Annotated in this window: 13 protein-coding genes, 2 tRNA genes and 1 pseudogene; 12 read left to right on the top strand and 4 right to left on the bottom strand. The window is 61.9% G+C overall.

Features of this window, described 5'->3' with window-relative positions; all coding sequences use genetic code 11:
• From ABSB13_RS14325 to ABSB13_RS14310, 4 genes and pseudogenes are all read left to right on the top strand, one after another.
• Window positions 1-283, top strand: a pseudogene (locus ABSB13_RS14325) (ABC transporter permease); the annotation flags it as partial.
• Window positions 265-1701, top strand: a complete 1437-nt coding sequence (locus ABSB13_RS14320; RefSeq protein WP_428109728.1) for a Gldg family protein — start codon at window positions 265-267, stop codon at window positions 1699-1701. The pseudogene ABSB13_RS14325 and the gene ABSB13_RS14320, both read left to right, overlap by 19 nt.
• Window positions 1698-2243: a DUF4340 domain-containing protein gene (locus ABSB13_RS14315; protein ID WP_428109725.1), complete on the top strand. Its 546-nt coding sequence runs from the start codon at window positions 1698-1700 to the stop codon at window positions 2241-2243. Before ABSB13_RS14320 ends, ABSB13_RS14315 begins: the two co-directional genes overlap by 4 nt.
• Window positions 2244-2681: 438 nt before the next feature.
• Window positions 2682-3233, top strand: a complete 552-nt coding sequence (locus tag ABSB13_RS14310) for a hypothetical protein (RefSeq protein WP_428109723.1) — start codon at window positions 2682-2684, stop codon at window positions 3231-3233.
• A 641-nt stretch (window positions 3234-3874) separates the two neighbouring features.
• Here the strand turns inward: ABSB13_RS14310 and ABSB13_RS14305 are convergent.
• The 4 genes from ABSB13_RS14305 to meaB form a co-directional block, all read right to left on the bottom strand.
• Window positions 3875-4372, bottom strand: coding sequence for a hypothetical protein (locus ABSB13_RS14305; RefSeq protein ID WP_428109721.1), 498 nt, complete (start codon window positions 4370-4372; stop codon window positions 3875-3877).
• 124 nt (window positions 4373-4496) lie between these two features.
• Window positions 4497-4573, bottom strand: a tRNA-Met gene (locus ABSB13_RS14300).
• A 60-nt stretch (window positions 4574-4633) separates the two neighbouring features.
• The gene (locus ABSB13_RS14295) at window positions 4634-5353 is read right to left on the bottom strand and encodes a metallophosphoesterase family protein (RefSeq protein ID WP_428109719.1); all 720 of its coding nucleotides are present in this window, start codon (window positions 5351-5353) and stop codon (window positions 4634-4636) included.
• 13 nt (window positions 5354-5366) lie between these two features.
• Window positions 5367-6407 carry a methylmalonyl Co-A mutase-associated GTPase MeaB gene (gene meaB, locus ABSB13_RS14290; protein WP_428109716.1) on the bottom strand — a complete coding sequence of 347 codons (1041 nt, stop codon included), beginning with the start codon at window positions 6405-6407 and terminating at the stop codon, window positions 5367-5369.
• Between the two features lie 124 nt (window positions 6408-6531).
• Here meaB and ABSB13_RS14285 point away from each other — a divergent pair, with 124 nt between their 5' ends.
• The 8 genes from ABSB13_RS14285 (at window position 6532) to ABSB13_RS14250 (ending at window position 15684) form a co-directional block, all read left to right on the top strand.
• The gene (locus tag ABSB13_RS14285; RefSeq protein ID WP_428109713.1) at window positions 6532-6963 is read left to right on the top strand and encodes a hypothetical protein; all 432 of its coding nucleotides are present in this window, start codon (window positions 6532-6534) and stop codon (window positions 6961-6963) included.
• A gap of 10 nt (window positions 6964-6973) precedes the next feature.
• Window positions 6974-7873: a 4-(cytidine 5'-diphospho)-2-C-methyl-D-erythritol kinase gene (locus tag ABSB13_RS14280; RefSeq protein ID WP_428109710.1), complete on the top strand. Its 900-nt coding sequence runs from the start codon at window positions 6974-6976 to the stop codon at window positions 7871-7873.
• A gap of 290 nt (window positions 7874-8163) precedes the next feature.
• Window positions 8164-8239: transfer RNA gene (locus ABSB13_RS14275), tRNA-Gln, on the top strand.
• Between the two features lie 64 nt (window positions 8240-8303).
• Complete coding sequence (locus ABSB13_RS14270; protein WP_428109707.1) at window positions 8304-9263, top strand: ribose-phosphate diphosphokinase; 960 nt, start codon at window positions 8304-8306, stop codon at window positions 9261-9263.
• A gap of 27 nt (window positions 9264-9290) precedes the next feature.
• Window positions 9291-10034, top strand: a complete 744-nt coding sequence (locus tag ABSB13_RS14265; protein ID WP_428109704.1) for a 50S ribosomal protein L25 — start codon at window positions 9291-9293, stop codon at window positions 10032-10034.
• Window positions 10035-10162: 128 nt separating this feature from the next.
• Window positions 10163-13636, top strand: a complete 3474-nt coding sequence (gene dnaE, locus ABSB13_RS14260; protein ID WP_428109702.1) for a DNA polymerase III subunit alpha — start codon at window positions 10163-10165, stop codon at window positions 13634-13636.
• A 114-nt stretch (window positions 13637-13750) separates the two neighbouring features.
• Window positions 13751-15040 carry a GTPase HflX gene (hflX, locus tag ABSB13_RS14255; protein WP_428109730.1) on the top strand — a complete coding sequence of 430 codons (1290 nt, stop codon included), beginning with the start codon at window positions 13751-13753 and terminating at the stop codon, window positions 15038-15040.
• 23 nt (window positions 15041-15063) lie between these two features.
• Window positions 15064-15684, top strand: coding sequence for a CDP-alcohol phosphatidyltransferase family protein (locus ABSB13_RS14250; protein ID WP_428109699.1), 621 nt, complete (start codon window positions 15064-15066; stop codon window positions 15682-15684).
• Window positions 15685-15820: the final 136 nt, after the last annotated feature.

Below are 15820 nucleotides of genomic sequence, written 5' to 3'. Positions count from 1 at the left end.
GTGCGGCGTGTTCATTTCGTCGCTGTGCGAGAGCCAGGTGATGGCGGGGATGGGCACGATCACGCTGCTGCTGTTCTTCTGGATTCTCAACTGGAACGAGGCGGCGTTCACCAACTCGTGGCTCGAAGTGCTGCGCGCGTTCTCGTTGTTCGATCAGTTCGGCAGCTTCGCCAAGGGCGTGATCGACCTCGATCACGTTACTTACTTCGTCTTTTTCATCGTCTTTTTCCTGTTTCTCACGCAGCGCTCGATGGAGGCACGCAAGTGGACCGGCCGGCGCTGAAAAATTCTCCCGCGGCCGAGCGCCGATCGATCTGGATGAACTACGCGGTGCTGTTTTACACCGTGATCGCATTCGGCGCCGTGCTGATAGTCGCCAATGCGATAATTTCCACCCCCAACATCCGCTGGGACCTGACCCCGGAGAAACGATATTCGCTCTCGGATTTCGACAAGCGCGTGCTGGGCGACCTGACGCACAACGTCAAAGTGATGGCGTTTGTGCGCACCGAGGATCCCGCCTACCTCGAACTCGCGGATTTGCTGTTCCAGGCGGCCGCGTTCACGCCGCAACTGACCTACCAGGTGATCGACGTCAACAAGGCGCCCGGGCTGGCGCGCGAGTACGGCGTTTCGAGTTACGGCGAGGTGATCGTGGAATCGCAGGGGCGGCGCCGCGACTTCGACAACGCGCGCTCCGACGAGCTGATCCCGGCGATCCTGCAAGTCTCCACCGCCGCCAACAAGCACATCTATTTCACCATCGGGCACGGCGAGCGCGACCTGTTCGATTCCGATCGCAGCCTGGGCTACTCGCAATGGCGCGCGCTGCTCGAGCAGAACAACTATCAGATCGACAACGTGTCGCTGTACGCCAGCGGCGTGCCCGACGACGCCAAGGTGGTCGTGTCGCTTGGGCCGCGCAAGGATTTTCTGCCCGAAGAATTGGCGGCGCTGGCCAGGTACCTCGGTCACGGTGGACATTACATCGCGGTGATCGATCCCTTTGGGTCGCAGGCGCTGGTCGAGTTCCTGAAAAAGTACTACCTCGATTTTATTCCGCAGGTCGTCGTCGATCCCGCGTACCGCCTGACCGCGGGCGAAATCCTCACCACCCAGATTCCGCTGCGCTCGGAAGTAAATCCGATGAGCCGTGCGATGTCCGCGCCGGCGGTCTTCTCTTTGGGGCGCGGCGTGATGATAACCGGCGCGGTCGGCGCCATCGCGCCCGATGACTTGCGGCTCGCGCAGGAGGACAAGTTCCTCTCGTCCTCGCATGAGAGCTGGGGGTCCAACGACCCCAATGCATTGACGACCGGAATCACCGAGTACCAGGCGGGTCGCGATATCAAGGGGCCGATTCCGGTGGCCTCCGAAATTGACTTCGCCCCGGCCTCGAATCCGCACATCCCGGTAACCCAGATGACGCGGCTGGTGGGGATCGGCAGTTCGGCCTTCGCCTCGAACCAGTTTATCGAGATGCTGGGTAATCGCGACCTGGCGGTGAGCCTGATCAACGAGTTGGCCGGCGATGAGATGCTGATCGCGAGCCGCGAACGGGTCAACAAAAGCGAAACCGCCGCCTTCTATATCAGCGATCAAGAGGCGCGTCACATGCTGTTTTTTGGATCGGTTCTCGAACCGGCCATCCTGTTCCTGATCGCAATCACGGTCATGGTGCGCCGGAGGTTTTTTGCGTGAGAGCGCGTCCCGCAATCCTCTACACGATCGCCTTCTTTATCCTGCTGCCGATATATTTCTGGATTCAGCCGAGCATCAGGCCGGCGACCGCCCTGGAGCAGAAAGAAGAGAGCCTCCTGAAGCTCAGCGGCGGTATCGACGCGATTACCGTTTCCAGCGGAGCCGAATCGCTGCATTTCCAGAAGACCAAGGACGGCAAGCTCTACGAACTCGTCACGCCGCCGGGAAAATTCATCCCGCATGACCTGATGGACGCGGTCGCATCGCTGCTCATGAATGCGAAGTCAGTCGAAGTGGTCGCGGAGAATTCAAACGACCTCGCGCAGTTCGGCCTCGACCATCCCAAGTCCGTGATAACCGTCGAGGGCACCGGACAGCCGCAGCCGATCAAGCTCGCCTTCGGCAACGAAAACCCGACGCATACCGCAATCTACGCGCAGATCGAGGGAATCCCGAAAGTGTTTCTGCTCGGCGTGAATATCGAGTACTACCAGTCGCTGATGTTCCAGTGGATCGAGGGCAAGCAGGGCAAGAACGCCTAGCCCCGATTGCTCCCGTGGCCATACGGGCAGGGAAATCACTGATTGAATGCGGAACCCACCGTGGGTTCCGCACCTCCTTGGGCAGGGGTGACCCCTGCACCCGGTGAAAAGAAGACGCGAAAATCTGCGCAGCGCATCTTTTCGCGACTACGCGATGGGCAGACCCTGAGCACTCTTTTTTTGAGTCATCCTGAGCGAAGCGAAGGAACCCGGATCCGGGATTCTTCCCCTTCGGCAGCACTCAGGGCTTCGGCTCAATCACAGCAGCTTTCGCTCTAGAATGACACGGGCGGTGCGCGGCAGAGACCGCGCGACAACGGAGCGCGGCCTTAACCTTGGGTGCAGGGGTCACCCCTGCGCCGTTGGTCGGGTAGGCTGGATGATAATTTAGTTACTCTTGTTATCTCTTGTGTTGCTCTGATAGGCTCTAAACTTCCGATGGAAACCGATCGCCAATCCCGCTATCCGCAAGCTGCGTGGCCCTTCGATCTTCGGGTCTTCGCCGCGATGGCGGGGCTATGGGCGATGTGTCTGGTGCTCAGAGCGTTCGTTCATGTCGGCGAGATTGCCGTCGTCGATCCGATCGAGACTATTGTTGCCGGCATGCGATTCGACGGCGACGCCGCGCGCATGGTGCTGATCGTCGAGGCGGGAATATTCGGGGCGATCGCGATCGGGGTTTTTGGCCGTCGCCGATGGGGTCTGTTGCTCGCGCTTTGCTACATGGTCCAGGTCGTGATGAGCCATCTCGCGTTCTCGATCGCGTATCTGCCGATTCGATCGGAATGGATCAACGTGCGCGTGGTCGCGTCGGAGGGGCCGATGATGGTGCTGATCACGCTGTACCTTTGGATTCGCGCGTGCGATTTGATTTTCGATTCGCATTCGATCCCCGCCGATGCGCGCGTGCGGCAATCGTCGGGCACGAGTCGTCGGGCGGCGGTTGGTGCGGACTGCGGCGCCGGCGACGTCGGCGCGATGGCTGAATGAGTTTCTGATTGGTGGCGACGGCAGGAGTTGGTTTTCCCGCCGCTACGCCGATATTGAACAACTAGGATTTTCAATCCGCTCGATACGCTGAAAACCCAAAATACGCGGGGATCAGATACTTATCTTGTACGCGGGATTTCCGTACACTCTCGCGGTGACTGGGCGAATTCTCTTATCCATTTTCAATTCTCCCAACAGCTTCCCGCACGCTCCCGACTGAGGAGGATTCGCCCAGTAGTAAAAATGGAATTGGCCCTCTGCAACCGATTCCTTCAAACATCTATTAATGACGCTCGTTGGCGCGTCGCGAACGATTTCGAGATGAAACGCTTTCGACCTCGCCTTGTTAAACATCCAGTCCGACAGATCGGCTTTTTGGTATCCGGCACGCTCCAATGTTCTCGCGTTGTCCATTTAATTCACCTAGCCATTGTCCCCGACTCTGCAGAACCTAAATGTATCAAAAACCTACATCGAGTGGAAAGGCCTGCTGGTCTTCTGCAGGAATCCCAAGCCCGCTCCGACGCATTTTAAGCTTTCCCCAGCCTGAAGTTTAAAATGGTGGCCAGTAAGAAATTATATGGTGGCGACGGCAGGAGGTGGTCTATCCCGCCGCTACGAGATCACTGGAAGGCGGCTTTTCAGCTCCAGACCGCAATTCGCTGCAACTCCACGCGCATATCTTGATGCGTGTCATGTCTCTGACCGAACATTTCCACGACAAGATTCGTAGGAAGGACACCTTGCGGCACGTCTCCGTGAATGTCAGGCAGGTCCCATGGCTTATCATCGACATCGGTTATCGACTGATATGGGCTCGCTATGAGGAAAACTTTAACCCGAGCGACGACCGTCTTCCCATTGTCTTCAAATTCTCCGAGGAAGCAGCTCAGATTGTCCCCGCCGTAAATCTTCCCGTCCTTCAGGAACATGACGCCGTAGCCGGGTTTCGCGTCCGCGTCCAATCCTTCGTATCGCGCGATGTAGAACCCATCGAATCGTGTCGGCATTTTAGTCTCCTCAATTTCCCACAGGCTCTCGGTTGCGGATATCGAACTGCAAAGCGGGGTTTCGCCCTGCGATTTGCCAAGCTCAAGACACTTTTTGAACTTCGCCTTCAGAACGCGAAGCTGCTCCATCAGCCATCCAAGTTCCGCGCTTTTGATTTCGGCTATTTCCCCGGGGTCATCGTAGGCAGCACGAATGTACCATAACCGGCACGCGAAGATGATGAGTCAACGAAGCCCAACGGCGAGGGGAAATTGGTGGCGACGGTAGGAGTCGAACCTACGACACTGCGGATATGAGCCGCATGCTCTAGCCAACTGAGCTACGTCGCCACCGGGAACCGTCAAATCTAGCGTGAGCGCGCCAGCCGCGAAAGACCGCGCGCAATTAGTTCAGCGCAGCGGGATGCTGCGGCTCCTGACCGCGCGATGCCCGCGCTGGACCTGGTAGAGCACGCCCTCGGTGAACTCGACGCAGGTCAGCTTGCCGCCGTAAACCAGGCCGGTGTCGATGCCGAGTTTGTACGGCAGATCGATCATCACGCCGCGCATCGGAGTGTGGCCGAAGACCACCGTCGCGTCGATTTTGTGCGGACTGAAAATGAACTCCTGCCGAATCCACAGCAGGTCTTCGGGCTGCTGCTCCTCGAGCTGGCGGCTGGGCTCGATGCCGGCGTGGACGAAGAGGTAGGGCGGGCGCAGATAGCTGGTGGCCAGTCGGCTCATGAAGTCGAGGTGCGTGGCGGGCATCCGCGCGAAGGCATCCTCGAGGTCTTCCTCGCGCACGCCGTAGCTGTCGAGCGTCGCGACGCCGCCGTTGAACAGGAACGACTCGCCGTAATTTCCCGGCATGCCGAGAAACGACAGCATCATGTCCTCGTGATTGCCCTTCAGGAACACGCATTCCGCGTCGCCGCGTTCCAGCTCGAGGGCGAGCTCGACAACCTCGCGCGCCGACGGGCCGCGATCGACGTAGTCGCCGACGAATACCACCGTGTCGCCGGCGGCCGGCTTGATCGACTTGAGAATCGCGTCCAGTTCATTGGGGCATCCGTGAATATCGCCGATCGCGAACAGGCGTCCTTCGGATTTCGATTTTTGATTGGTCGCCATCGCGAGGCCGGCGTCAATCGGCGCGTTTCGGGTTGCCGTTGTGGAGCAGATCGATCAACGACTTGCGGTCTTCAATTATGCGCCGCGCGGCGCTGTAAGGATTCAGTTTACCCGCCGCAATCTCGTCGAGCACGTCTCGTGCGCCACCGTCGGCGACGGCGCGAGCGGCGCGCTCCTCCAGTTCGGCCGACAGAACCTCCACGAACTCGCGGGTGCGGCGCTCGGACTCGCGCGCCGAATCGATATGTGCGCGCAGGTATTCGCCGTGCTTCGCAATCGCGCTGACGACCGCGTCGACACCAAGATCGACCGCGGCCTGGGTGAGCAGCACCGGCGGGCGCCATCCTTCGCCGGAGCGCAGATGCACGCCGAGTTCCAGCTCGGCCTTGACCCGGTCGGCGCCTTCGCGGTCGGCCTTGTTGACGACGAACACGTCGGCGATTTCGTTAAGCCCGGCCTTCATCACCTGCACGGCGTCGCCGGCCTCGGGCACGGTAACGACCACGGTGGTGTCGGCCAAATCCATTATCGAAAGTTCGGTCTGCCCCACGCCGACGGTCTCGATAATGATCACGTCGCTGCCGTAAGCGTCGAGCAGTTTGACGATTTCGCGCGCCGCGCGGCTGAGTCCGCCGTGGCTTCCGCGCGATGCGAGGCTGCGGATGTACACGCCGGTGTCCTTGTAATGGTCGGTCATGCGGACGCGATCGCCAAGTACGGCGCCGCCGGAAAACGGACTCGACGGATCGATGGCGAGGACGGCGATTTTTTTGCCGAGCGCGCGATACTTTGCGATCAGATGGTTGACGAGCGTCGATTTTCCGGCGCCCGGCGGCCCGGTTATTCCGACCACCTGCGCGCGGCCGGTTTTCGCGTAGATTCGCTCGATGATCGCGCTCGACTCGGGAGCGCGATTCTCGACCATCGTGATCAGCTGAGCCAGCGCGCGCATCTCGCCGGCCTCGAAACGCTTGAGCATCGCGTCCAGCCGCGCGTCTGTGGGCTGGACAGTCGCGGCGGAAGTGGCGGAATTGGGTCGGGATTCAGCAGGCATACGAGCTTGTCCAGTAATGATAGCGGCTTGCGATCGGGCGGCGCAACAAAACCTCTGCGAGTGAATAGATCGCGGGGGGCGGCATTGTTTTCCCGGCGTCCGCGCCTTAATCTCGATTTACGGAATGAAGCTTCCTGACATCTACACTGACTGGAAAATCGTGAGCGGCCTCGCGCTGATCGTGCTGGGCGCAGCCAACTGGGCCGTCGGGCTGGAACGGACCGAGACTTACAGCCGGATGATCGTCGCGCGCTCGCAACCGGCCGCGGGAACGGACTATCGGAGTTTCGACGAACTCGATGAGGGCGCGGGTGGCGCTGCGGTGCTCGAACCGCTTACGGCTGAGCAACGGCAGGCGTCGTACGCGACGGCGCGGACGGATTTTTATCACGCGGTATTTCTGGCGGGTCGCGTGATGGTGTTGCTTGGGCTGCTGGTCACATTGCTGGGCTTCATCAGCGTGATTCAGCAGGATTCACGCCGCGCGTTTCGCCGCCCCGAGGACGACGTGCCGATCCCGCGGGGGTTGCCGGGCGCTCCACGGGCTCCGCAATAGAATTTCCACAATGGTAACGGAGCTATCCGGGCGCGCGTGCGCGAAGATCAATTTGTTCCTGCGCGTGACCGGGCGCCGCGGCGACGGCTATCACGAGCTCGATTCGGTGTTTCTGCCGGTCTCGCTCGCCGACGAAATTCGCGTCGAAGTCCGCGCCGCGGACGATCCCTCGGTCACCGTCAACTGCAACGTTGCGGAACTCGCCAGGAGCCAGAACAACCTGGCGGCACGCGCCGCGCGCTCATTCATGAGCGAATTCGATTTGACCGCCGAAGTGCTGATCGATCTGGAAAAACACATCCCGGTTGGCGCGGGACTCGGCGGCGGATCGAGCGACGCCGCCACGATATTGTGCATGATGGCGGCGGCGGCGCAGCTCACCGACGAAGCGGCGATGAGCCGGCTGCATCGAATCGCGCTTTCGCTCGGCGCCGACGTGCCATTTTTCCTGGATCCGCGACCGTCGCGGGTAACCGGGATCGGCGAGCGGACCGTGGCGATCGCGGGAGTCCCGCGCTTGCCCGTAGTTATCGCCGTGCCGCCGTTCGAGGTGTCCACCGCCGCAATCTTTCGCGCGCTCGAGCCCGCGGGATGGAGCGCTGCGGCGCCCGACGCGCACATCGCGTCGATCGCGCGCGGCGATATCTCGGCAGAGCTGGCGGTAAACGACCTGGCCGCGGTCGCGATCGCGCGATTTCCCGAGATTCGCCGCCTTAAAGGGTTACTTGAAGATTTGGGGGCCCGCGCGGCGCAAATGTCGGGCAGCGGCGGCGCGGTGTTTGGCGTGTTTGAATCGACCGACGCGGCCGAAAGCGCGGCGCTGAAGATCCGCCGTCGTGCGCCGTTCGCAACGGTAATTGCGGCGACGACCATGGACGGCGAATCCGATGACGAATCTGACGCCGGGTAGCCTGAAGTCCAGCAAGTGCAGGCGAGCTGTGCATGGTCGCGGTGGCGACGCATTGACAGCGAAAAACCGCATCAATAACATCGCATTTCCTGCACACCGGCTGCTAAAGTCGAAGTCCGGGCAGGTTCGCCGCGACAGTTGTGCGGTGCGGTCTCGCGGCGGTTCGGTCCGAATAGATTGGATTGCTCGAGAGTCGCCGGCTGAGCGCCCACATGGCGTTTCGCCGGCGGTTAGTTTTAACTGTCTGATTGGGAGAAGCGCGGGCCCTGAGCCTTTGAATTCAAATGCGCTGGGCGGTCGCCAAGCTGGTAAGGCACCAGGCTTTGGACCTGGCATTCGAAGGTTCGAATCCTTCCCGCCCAGCCAATCTGCGCGGTAGTTTGCGTTACTTTAAGAATCGCATGATGATCACGACGCGGGGGAATTGAAGATGTCGGACGGGGTCAAGGACCAACTCGAAGTTTTCACCGGGAACTCCAATCCCGCGCTCGCGCGCGAGGTGACAGAACATCTCGGCGTGAAGCTGGGTGCAGCCGAGGTTGGCCGCTTTCCCGACGGCGAAGTGATGGTCGAAATCCGCGAGAACGTGCGCGGTGGCGATTGCTTCGTCATCCAGTCGACATGCACGCCGCCCAACGAGAACCTGATGGAACTGATCCTGCTGACCGATGCGCTGCGGCGCGCGTCGGCCGGGCGCATCACGGCGGTGATGCCGTACTTCGGCTATGCCCGGCAGGATCGCAAGGTTGCGCCGCGCGTGCCGATCAGCGCGAAGGTGGTAGCCGACCTGATCACGACGGCGGGCGTGAATCGCGTGCTCACGGTGGATCTGCACGCCGGGCAGATTCAAGGCTTCTTCAATATTCCGGTGGACAACCTGTACGCGATGCCGGTGTTGATCAGTTATCTGCGCAAGCGCATCGAAGGAAAGAAGGTGACGGTGGTGTCGCCCGATGCGGGCGGGGTGGAACGCGCGCGCGCCTACGCGCGGCGGCTCAACGCGAACCTCGCGATCATCGACAAGCGCCGCCGGCGCGCGAGCGAAGTCGCCGAGATGCAACTGGTGGGCGAAGTGAAGGACTCGATCGCGCTGCTGGTTGACGACATGATCGACACCGCCGGCACCATCACCGAGGCGGCCAAGGTGGTCGCCAATGCCGGCGCGTCGGAAGTAATCGCGGTGGCGACGCATCCGATCCTGTCGGATCCGGCCTGCGATCGCCTGAATAAATCGAACATCACTGAAATTGTCACGACCAACACTATCCCGCTGCGCGCCAAGGCACAGGCCGAGCTCGGCAAACTGCGGCCGCTGTCGGTCGCCAGCCTGCTGGCGGAAGCGGTCAAGCGAATTCATAATGAGGAGTCGGTAAGCTCGCTCTTTGCATGAGCGCGCGAACCATCAAGCGAGGACACAATGGAGACCGGTGAATTAGCCTGCGAGAAACGCGCCACCCGACCCAAGGGTCAGAACAACGCGCTGCGGCGCAGTGGCCGCGTGCCCGCAATATTGTACGGACCCACGACCGCGCCGATGGCCCTGGCGATCGATCGGCTGGAACTGAAGGCCAGGATTTCGGCGTCCGCGCATACGCGCATCATCAAGCTCAAGTCGAGCGCCGCGGAGATCGACGGCAAGCACGTGATTTTCAAAGACGTGCAGCGCGCTCCGGTGTCGGGCGAGATCCTGCACGCGGACTTGTACGAGGTGGATCTCAACCGGCCGGTTCGCGTCGAAGTGGCGCTCAAGTTCACGGGCAAGGCCAAAGGCCTCGCCAACGGCGGAATACTGGCGCCGCTCGCGCGCACCGCTACCGTGGAATGCCTGCCGCTGGAAATTCCCGACTCGATCGAGGTTGATGTGTCCGACGTCGATATTCATGACGTCATTCACGTCTCGGCGGTCAAGTTCCCCGGCAACGTCAAGCCGATCTTCGACACCGATTATCCAGTCGTCAGCGTGCTGCCGCCGACCGTCGCGGAAGTGGCAGTCGCCGCAGTCGTGGAACCGGTCGAAGGCGCGGTTGTCGAAGGTGCGCCGGTCGAAGGCGCCGCGGCAGCTCCGGCCGAGGGTGCAGTCAAAGAAGGCGGCGACAAGGACAAGGCTGCCAAGAAGCCCGAGGCTGCCAAGAAGCCCGAGGCGGCCGAGAAAAAGAAGTAGTAGTTGGTTTCGTCGCTCGCGCGCGCCGCGAAGCAATCGCCGGCTGACGGCGCGCGCGAGCAACATAGATGTGAGGGGAACGGACGGGCAGCGGATGCTGCAGGTCCGGTGCAGGGGGAGGGGCCGCTATGAGTTTCGTACATCTGCACGTCCACACGCAGTACAGCCTCCTCGACGGCGCCAACAAAATCGGGCCGCTCATCGATCACGCCAAGGCGTCCGGGATGGAAGCGATCGCGATGACCGATCATGGCAACATGTTCGGCGCGGTCGAGTTTTATCAGAAGGCCAGGGCGGCCGGAGTCAAGCCGATCATTGGATGCGAGGCGTACCTCGCGCCGGGCAAGCGCACCGATCGGACGCAAGTTGCGCGCAGCGACGACTTCGACGGCGGCGGCAACTTTCATCTGATCCTGCTCGCGCAGAATCGTGAAGGTTACCGAAATCTCTGCAAGCTGCTCACGACCGCGTACCAGGACGGGCTCTACTACAAACCGCGCATCGACAAGGAAATTCTGGCCGAGCTGTCGGGCGGATTGATCGTGCTGTCGGGATGCCTGTCAGGTGAGATCGCGCGATGGCTCCGGCAGGATCGCATGGACAAGGCGCGCGAGACCGCCGAGTCGTACGCGAAAATGTTTCCGGGCCGCTACTATCTCGAACTCCAGGACAACAAGCTCCATTCGCCGTATAACGAGGCGTTGCGCGAAATCGGCAGACAGGTCGGGCTGCCGCTGGTCGCGACCAACGATTGCCATTACCTGCATCGCGAAGACTCCAAGGCGCACGAAGTCCTGCTCTGCATCCAGACCGGCAAGACCATGGCCGATGAGACGCGATGGCGTTTCGATACCGACGAACTTTACGTCAAGACGCCCGCTGAGATGGCGAGCGCATTCGGCGCCGATGCCGAGGAGTTGCGCAACAGCGTCGAGATCGCGCGGCGAATCGATTTCGAATTCGAATTCGGCAAGTTTCATTTCCCGGTTTTCAAGTCCGGTCCGGGCGTTGACCTTGACGCCGAGATGGAGCGGCGAGCGCGCGAGGGATTGACGGCGCGGCTGGCGGAGATCCGGGCGCGACGCGCCGATTTCGACGAGTCGCAGTACCAGGAACGCATCGATCGCGAGATTCCGGTAATCCGCGACATGGGCTTCTCGGGCTATATGCTGATCGTCGCCGACTTTATCGGCTACGCGCGCGGGCTTGGAATTCCGGTCGGCCCGGGTCGTGGCTCGGTGGTCGGCAGCCTGGTTTCGTACGCGCTGGGAATCACCGAAGTCGATCCCGTCGAGCATCGGCTGCTGTTCGAGCGATGGCTGAATCCGGGGCGCAAGTCGATGCCGGATATCGACGTGGACTTTTGTTTCGAGCGGCGCGACGAGGTGCTCGATTACGTGCGCAAGAAGTACGGCGACGATCGCGTCGCGCAGATAATCACGTTTGGAACGATCAAGGGCAAGCAGGCGATTCGCGATGTCGGGCGGGTGCTCGGACTGTCGTTCGCCGAGACCGACAAAATCGTCAAGCTGTATCCGGCGCCCAAGCAGGGCCGCGATTTTCCGCTCGCCGACGCGCTCGAGATGGAGCCGCGGCTCAAGGCCGAGCGCAAACTGCATCCCGATCTTTTCAACTACGCGTTCAAGCTCGAGGGCCTGCTACGCCACGCCTCGCGCCATGCGGCGGGCGTCGTCATTTCCGATCAGCCGCTCACCGACCTGGTGCCGCTGTACGTGGACAAGGAACGCGACGAAGCCGCGCTGGCGATCACGCAGTATTCGATGAAGGGCGTCGAGGAAATCGGGCTGATCAAGTTCGACTTCCTCGCGCTCAAGAACCTGACGCTGATCGCCGACACGCTCGCGCTGATCAAGGCCGGCGGCAAGGTGGCGCCCGACCTGAACCGGCTGCGGCTGGACGACGCCGATACCTACAAGATGCTCTCGCGCGGCGACACGGTCGGGGTGTTCCAGATGGAGAGCTCGGGGATGCGCCGGTTTATCACGGAGCTCAAGCCGACCTGCTTCGACGACGTGATCGCGGCAGGATCGCTGTTTCGTCCCGGTCCACTCGACGCAGTGCAGGACGGCAAGACGATGGTTCAGCATTACGTGGATCGCAAGCACGGCAAGGAGCCGGTTGAGTACGATCACCCGCTCCTGGAGCCAGTGCTGCGCGATACCTACGGCGTCATCGTGTACCAGGAGCAGGTGATGCGCGCGGCGCAGGCGCTGGCGGGATACTCGCTCGAACAGGCCGACATCCTGCGCGCCGCGATGGGCAAAAAGAACCATGCCGTGATGGAAAAGGAGCGCGAGCGGTTTATCGAGGGCGCGAAAAAGAACGGCGTCAACGCCACGCTCGCCAAATCGATCTTCGAGAAGATTGAAACGTTCGCATCGTATGGATTCAACCGCTCGCACGCCGCCGCGTATGCGCTGACCACCTACACGACCGCATACTTGAAGGCGCACTATCCGCACGAGTTCATGGCGGCGCTGATGTCGCTCGACATGGACGACGTCGACAAGACCTACAAGAATATCGCGGCGCTGCGCGACATGAAGATTGCGATCCTGCCGCCCGACGTAAATCAGAGCCGGGTGAAATTCACGGTTGCGGGCGGCGCGATTCGCTTCGGCCTGGCCGCAATTCGCGGGGTCGGAGCCAAGCCGGCGGAGGCAATTCTCGCGCAGCGCGAGGCCAACGGTCCGTTCGAGAGCCTCGCGGATTTCTGCCTGCGCGTGGGCACGCAACTGATCAGCCGGCGCGTGCTCGAGGCGCTGATCAAGTGCGGCGCGTTCGATTCGGTGAGCGCGGTGCGCGCCGCGCTGATGGCCGAGGCGGAGAATGCGATCAAACTCGCGCAGAAGGCGCAGAGCGACGCGGAGAAAAACCAGATTGGCCTGTTCGGGGGCGCAGTCAAAGTGCCCAAGCTGGCGGCGCGCGAGCCGATTCCCGAATGGGATGCGCGCGAGAAATTGAAATTCGAAAAGGAAGCGCTCGGCTTCTACATCACGGCGCATCCGCTGGACAAGTACGATCGCGAACTCGCACGAATCAGCAAGGTCACGACCGCCGACCTGTCCGCCGCGCCCGACGGAAGCCCGGTGCAAATAGCCGGCGTGATCCACGCGGTGAAGCTGAAGAACAACAAGTCGGGCAAGCGTTACGCGACTTTTTCGCTCGAGGATCGCGAAGGCGCAGTCGAGGCGATCGCGTGGTCGGAGACCTATCAGAAGTTCGAGGCGATTATCATGGGCGACGAGCCGGTGGTCGCACGTGGCAAGCTCGACGTTGACGACGAGCGCGCCCAGATAATCCTCGAAGGACTGGTGCCGCTGGATGCGGCGCTGCTCGATTCGATCCGCGAGGTGAGGATTACGGCGCCGATGAGCCGACTTGCAAACGGCGGCCTCGACGCGCTGAAGACGATGCTCTCGCGGTATCGCGGCAAATCGATGACGTACCTGCATCTGAGCCTCGACGACGGCCGCGAGGCGGTGATGCTGCTGGGCGACAGCTATCGCGTGACGCCGACCGATACGTTCATCGCCGAGATGGAGCAGGTTTTGGCGCCCGGCGCGGTGGAATTGAGATAGAACGCGGCAGGTTGGTCATGCCAGCGTTAAACCGGTGGGGGCGGGGTGGCGTACCGGCGATGGCGATTTTCTGATAGAGTGAGCAGGTAAGATTTTCGCGATCGAGGTAAGAATCTGGCAAAGTCCTACGACGTCGCCCACGAGCATCACGAAAGCGCCATCCTGGTCGGAATCGAACTCGGTACCGAAGCGGGAATCGGCAGCGAAGAATCGCTCGACGAACTCAAAGCCCTGACCGAAAGCGCCGGTGCGGAAGTCGCCGGAGTCGTTCGCCAGCGGCTGAAAGCTCCTGATCCGCGCACTTTTATCGGCAAGGGCAAAGCGGCCGAAGTGCGCGAGCTGGCGGTTGAGAAGGGCGCGTCGCTCGCGATTTTCGACGACGCGCTCAGCCCCGCGCAGGCGCGCAATCTCGAAAGCGAACTCAAGATTCGCGTGATCGATCGCAGCCAGCTGATCCTCGATATATTCGCGCAGCGCGCCCATACGCTCGAGGGCAAGCTGCAAGTCGAGATCGCGCAGCTCAGCTACCTGCAGCCGCGGCTGACGCGGCAGTGGTCGCATCTTTCGCGCGTTCGCGGTGGCGGCGCGGGCGGCGGCGGCGTGGGCACGCGCGGACCCGGAGAAACGCAGCTCGAGGTTGACCGGCGCCGGCTGCGCGAGCGGCTCACCCGCCTCAAAGCGCGGCTGGGCGAGGTCGAGCGCACGCGCACGATTCAGCGCCAGCGCCGCCTCGAGGTTCCCTATCCGACCGTCGCGCTGGTGGGTTACACGAACTCGGGCAAGTCCACGCTGATGAACGCGCTGACCGACGCCGGTGTCGAGGTCGCCAATCGTCCATTCTCGACGCTCGATCCGACGATTCGGCGCCTGAAGCTGCCGGGCAAGATGAACGTGATGATTGTCGATACGGTGGGATTCATCCATCGCCTGCCGCATATGCTGATCGACGCGTTCAAGGCCACGCTCGAGGAAGTGCGCACCGCGACGATGCTGCTGCACGTCGTCGATGCGAGCTCGCCGCTGGCGGCGGAAAGGATGACGATTGTCGACGAAGTGCTCCAGGAAATCGGCGCGGGCGCGGTGCCGCGTATCGTCGTCATGAACAAAGCCGACCTGGCCGAAAATCCGTCGCGTGGAAACGGCGCGCACGACACGGTCTCGATCTCGGCGCTGAAGGGCGAGGGTCTGGACGATTTGCTCGACGCTATCGGGTCCCATCTCGGCGGCTCGCGCGAGGAAGTATCGGTCACGTTCCCCGCCCAGCGCGGCGACCTGGTGGCAATGGCGCGACGGGACGGAGAAGTGCTAAGCGAGGAATATCGCGACGGCCTGGTTTCGGTGCGGGCCCGCGTCAGCGCGCCGGTCGCAGGGCGGCTGCGCAAGGCCGCGGACGCCGTAATCTGACCGCGCGTTGAAGCCGATTCACGATGGCAGCGCCTTCACATACTCGCGTCTATGCGCAGCGCGGCGCGCAGCCCGCGCCCTCGTACGGCAATCTGCTCAATCTGCCCAATTTCCTGACGCTATGCCGGCTCGGTTCGATTCCGATCTTCCTGACATTTCTGACCCGCCAACGCTACACCGCGGCGCTGTATGTCTTTATCGCGGCCGCGGTGACCGACGGACTCGACGGCACGCTCGCCAGATGGTTCGACTCGCGCACTGAATTGGGGGCGTTTCTCGATCCGTTCGCGGACAAGTTGATGCTGGTGTCGGCGTTCGTCGTTCTGACGATCGGCGGCCAGTTGCCCGGCTACCTGCTGAGCGTGGTCCTGATCCGCGACATCGTGATCGTCGTCGGCTACCTGATGATTTCGTTCTTCACCGGTGAGCGGGTGCCGGTCCGGCCGAGCTTGATTGGCAAGCTGAGCACGGTTCTGCAGTTGGGGTGCGTGATCGCCGTGCTGGCGCGGGCCGGGAACTACTGGCCCGAAGATTTCAACGCGTTGCTAATCGCGACGGTCGCGGTCACTGCAGCGTCGTTCGTGCACTATATGTATCGCGGGCTGGTGTGGCTGCGATCGCGCGAGCCGGAGATGTTCGCGTAGCAGGGGGCAGGGGGTGACCCCTTGTATCTTGCCGTCAGCATCGCAAGATGGATTTGAACTTGGGCGCGGCAGACCGAGAACCCCTGGGTCCGCAAAGAGCGAGACCGCGGTGCAGCGCGGGTCGCCGCGCCCTAAC

Origin of the sequence: Binatus sp. (SeqCode) (assembly GCF_050013435.1) — a bacterium.
Classification (GTDB): domain Bacteria; phylum Desulfobacterota; class Binatia; order Binatales; family Binataceae; genus Binatus.
Note: the sequence above shows the minus strand (reverse complement) of the source record. Positions and strands in the feature narration are given on the sequence as shown.

Excerpts from the sequence above, each read along its gene's own strand:
- ABSB13_RS14265 (WP_428109704.1), top strand. The coding sequence starts at position 9,291 with ATGGAGACCGGTGAATTAGCCTGCGAGAAACGCGCCACCCGACCCAAG.
- ABSB13_RS14305 (WP_428109721.1), bottom strand. The coding sequence starts at position 4,372 with ATGGAGCAGCTTCGCGTTCTGAAGGCGAAGTTCAAAAAGTGTCTTGAG.
- meaB (WP_428109716.1), bottom strand. The coding sequence starts at position 6,407 with ATGCCTGCTGAATCCCGACCCAATTCCGCCACTTCCGCCGCGACTGTC.
- ABSB13_RS14270 (WP_428109707.1), top strand. The coding sequence starts at position 8,304 with ATGTCGGACGGGGTCAAGGACCAACTCGAAGTTTTCACCGGGAACTCC.
- ABSB13_RS14285 (WP_428109713.1), top strand. The coding sequence starts at position 6,532 with ATGAAGCTTCCTGACATCTACACTGACTGGAAAATCGTGAGCGGCCTC.
- ABSB13_RS14280 (WP_428109710.1), top strand. The coding sequence starts at position 6,974 with ATGGTAACGGAGCTATCCGGGCGCGCGTGCGCGAAGATCAATTTGTTC.
- ABSB13_RS14310 (WP_428109723.1), top strand. The coding sequence starts at position 2,682 with ATGGAAACCGATCGCCAATCCCGCTATCCGCAAGCTGCGTGGCCCTTC.
- ABSB13_RS14295 (WP_428109719.1), bottom strand. The coding sequence starts at position 5,353 with ATGGCGACCAATCAAAAATCGAAATCCGAAGGACGCCTGTTCGCGATC.
- ABSB13_RS14250 (WP_428109699.1), top strand. The coding sequence starts at position 15,064 with ATGGCAGCGCCTTCACATACTCGCGTCTATGCGCAGCGCGGCGCGCAG.
- dnaE (WP_428109702.1), top strand. The coding sequence starts at position 10,163 with ATGAGTTTCGTACATCTGCACGTCCACACGCAGTACAGCCTCCTCGAC.